The 2,846-nt window shown below is 64.7% G+C and carries 3 protein-coding genes; 1 reads left to right on the top strand and 2 read right to left on the bottom strand.

Going from position 1 to position 2,846, the window contains the following annotated elements:
* Nucleotides 1–40: 40 nt before the first annotated feature.
* Nucleotides 41–1,078 (bottom strand): zinc-binding dehydrogenase, encoded by a 1,038-nt coding sequence (locus ENZ75_RS27280; protein ID WP_013529671.1) that lies wholly within the window; start codon nucleotides 1,076–1,078, stop codon nucleotides 41–43.
* Nucleotides 1,079–1,131: 53 nt separating this feature from the next.
* On the bottom strand, nucleotides 1,132–2,373 hold the full coding sequence (locus tag ENZ75_RS27275; protein WP_063168968.1) for an acyl-CoA dehydrogenase family protein: 1,242 nt from the start codon (nucleotides 2,371–2,373) through the stop codon (nucleotides 1,132–1,134).
* Nucleotides 2,374–2,486: 113 nt separating this feature from the next.
* Here ENZ75_RS27275 and ENZ75_RS27270 point away from each other — a divergent pair.
* Nucleotides 2,487–2,846, top strand: a 360-nt coding sequence (locus tag ENZ75_RS27270) for an SDR family NAD(P)-dependent oxidoreductase (RefSeq protein WP_128278453.1), incomplete at its 3' end; no start/stop codon positions are given.

Here is a 2,846-nt window from a genome sequence, read left to right as displayed (position 1 = left end):
TTTTTGCAGTAACTGGACTTCGCTCGCCAGCCATTTTCGTTCAAGGCCGGATGAACACCTTGCCGTTGGGTTTGGCCAGTTCGGCTGGCAGCCGCGCCATTGCTTCGGCAAGCGGCACCACCGCCGTCACGTCGGTCGACCAGCGCCCATCGGAAAAACGCTTCTGCGCTTCCAGGATCGCCGGGCCGCGACGGTCGCGGAACTGGCGCATCCACTCACTCAGCCAAAACCCTTCGATATGCTTGTGCTGGAAGATCAGTTGGCCGGGCTCGCGGATAACGGTGGCTTCGGGATCGAGCCGCCCATAAATGATCCAGCGCGACCGCTTCGGCATGACGTCGAAGATGGCGGAGGCAAGCGGCCCGGTTACCGCGTCAAGGAAGATGCGCGGCTGTTCGGCCTTCATCACCTCGCGCAGCGCCGCCTTGAAATCCGGCGCCCTTTCATTGAGCACGTGCGCCGCGCCAAGCGCATTCAGAGCCGCGATCTGGTCGTCGCGGCGCACGGTGACGATCGGCCGGAAACCCTCTTCGCTGGCCAGGCCGATGATCAGCTTGCAGAGCTGGCTGGCGCCGGCGGTCATGACGAAGGCCTTCTCGCCTTCCTCCTTGACGATGTCGAACATGGCGAGCGCCGTGAGCGGGTTGACGATCATCGCCGCACCGTCCTCGTCGCGAACGGTGTCGAGCAGCGGGATGCAGGCAGCCGCCTCGGCGACGGCATAGTCGGCCCACGAGCCCCAGTTGGTGACGCCGGTGGCAAAGGCCACGCGCTTGCCGATCAGGCTTTTGGGATAGGGCTCGTCCCCGCTGGCGACGACAATGCCGACACCCTCGAAACCGGCCGGCTGGCCCTTGGCACGCGGCTGGCCGTACTGGCCCTTGACGAAGGCGACATCGGACGGATTGATCGAGGCGAGGCTGACCTTGATCAGCACCTGGCTGGGGCCCGGTGTCGGCACCGCGATGCTGCCCGGCTCGAGATAGGGCTCCATCGCCTCCAGCACACTGCCGCTCCGCGTCCTGGTGTAGCCATCGCCGACAAGCAGCAGCGCCTTCATTTCGGATGGGACGGTCATCGGAACACTCCTCGCTCGAGCCTCGAGTCGCGCCCGCATGACGATGCCGGCGCTCAAACCTTCTCCTGCGTGTATTTCCTCAACTCCGTCCGCGCCACCTGACGGCGATGCACGGCGTCCGGCCCGTCGGCAAGGCGCAAGGTCCGCAGATGCGTCCACGACCGCGCCAGCGGTGTGTCCTGGCTGATGCCTTGCGCGCCGAACATCTGCACCGCCTCGTCGGTGACCTTGAGCGCGACGCGCGGTGCGACCACCTTGATCTGGCTGATCCAGGGAGCAGCGGCCCGCGCATCGCCCTGGTCGATCATCCACGCCGCCTTGAGGCAGAGCAGCCGCGCCATCTCGATCTCCATGCGGCATTCGGCGATGATGTCGAAATTGGCGCCGAGCTTTGCCAGCTTCTGGCCGAAGGCCTCGCGGCGCACGGAACGCTGGCACAGCATCTCGAGCGCCATCTCGGCCTGTCCGATGGCGCGCATGCAGTGGTGGATGCGGCCGGGACCGAGCCGCCCTTGCGCGATCTCGAACCCCCTGCCCTCGCCGAGGATCAGGTTCGACGCCGGTACGCGCACATTGTCGAAGCGAAGATGCATGTGGCCATGCGGCGCGTCGTCATCGCCATAGACCTGCATGGCCCGCACCTTGGTCACGCCTTTGGTGTCTGATGGCACCAGGATCATCGAATGGCGGCGGTGCTGCGGCTCGTCATCGCCCCCGGTCCTGACCATGACGATGTAGATGGCGCAGCGCGGATCGCCGGCGCCCGAAGCCCACCATTTCTCGCCATTGAGCACATAGTCGCCGCCGTGGCGTTCACAACGCATGGCAATGTTGGTGGCATCGGATGAAGCGACATCCGGCTCGGTCATCAGATAGGCCGAGCGGATATTGCCGTCGAGCAGCGGTTCCAGCCATGCTTTCTTGTGGTCGGCCGAGCCGTATCGCTCCAGCACCTCCATGTTGCCGGTGTCGGGCGCCGAGCAGTTGAAGGTCTCGGCGCCGAGATGCGCCTTGCCCATCTCTTCGGCCAGATAGGCGTATTCGACAGTGGAAAGGCCATAGCCGCGTTCCGAGCCGGTCAGCCAGAAATTCCACAGGCCGCGCTCTCTTGCGGTCTTCTTCAGCCCTTCGAGGATCTCGCTCTGACGCGCACTGTAGACCCAGCGGCTGCCTGCCTTGCCCACTTCGCTGAGGAATTCATGGTCGAGCGGCATGATCTCGTCGCGCACCATGGCCGCGACGCGCGCGTGGATTGGCTTCAGCCGCTCGGTCATGCCGAGATTCATCTCCGTCATCGGTCGCTAACCCTTCATACACGCCAGGCATTTTGTCAGTGGCAAGGATGACCGTACTTCGGATAGCCTTGTCAACGAACTGTTTGCCCGCATGCCGAGCGCGGAGAATTGTGATGAGCTATCTGGACGAACTGTTTTCGGTGGCCGGCAAGACCGCGCTGGTGACGGGTGCGGCGACCGGCATCGGCCGCATGGCGGCGACCGCGCTGGTCAGGGCCGGCGCCAGCGTGATGATCGCGTCGCGCAAGGGCGAGGATTGTATCAAGGTCGCCGAAGAGTTGAACCAGCTTGGTGCACCGGGCCGGGCCGACGGCTTCGTCGGCGACGTTTCCAGCGAAGCCGGCATCGCCGCACTCGTCGCCGAGGTCAAATCGCGCACCGAACGGCTGAACATTCTGGTCAACAACGCCGGCGTCTCCTGGGGCGCGCCGCTGGAAAGCTTCCCCTATTCGGCATGGGCCAAGGTGTTTGGC

This window comes from Mesorhizobium sp. M7A.F.Ca.CA.002.04.1.1 (assembly GCF_004022805.1).
GTDB classification, from domain to species: Bacteria; Pseudomonadota; Alphaproteobacteria; order Rhizobiales; family Rhizobiaceae; genus Mesorhizobium; species Mesorhizobium ciceri.
Note: the sequence above shows the minus strand (reverse complement) of the source record. Positions and strands in the feature narration are given on the sequence as shown.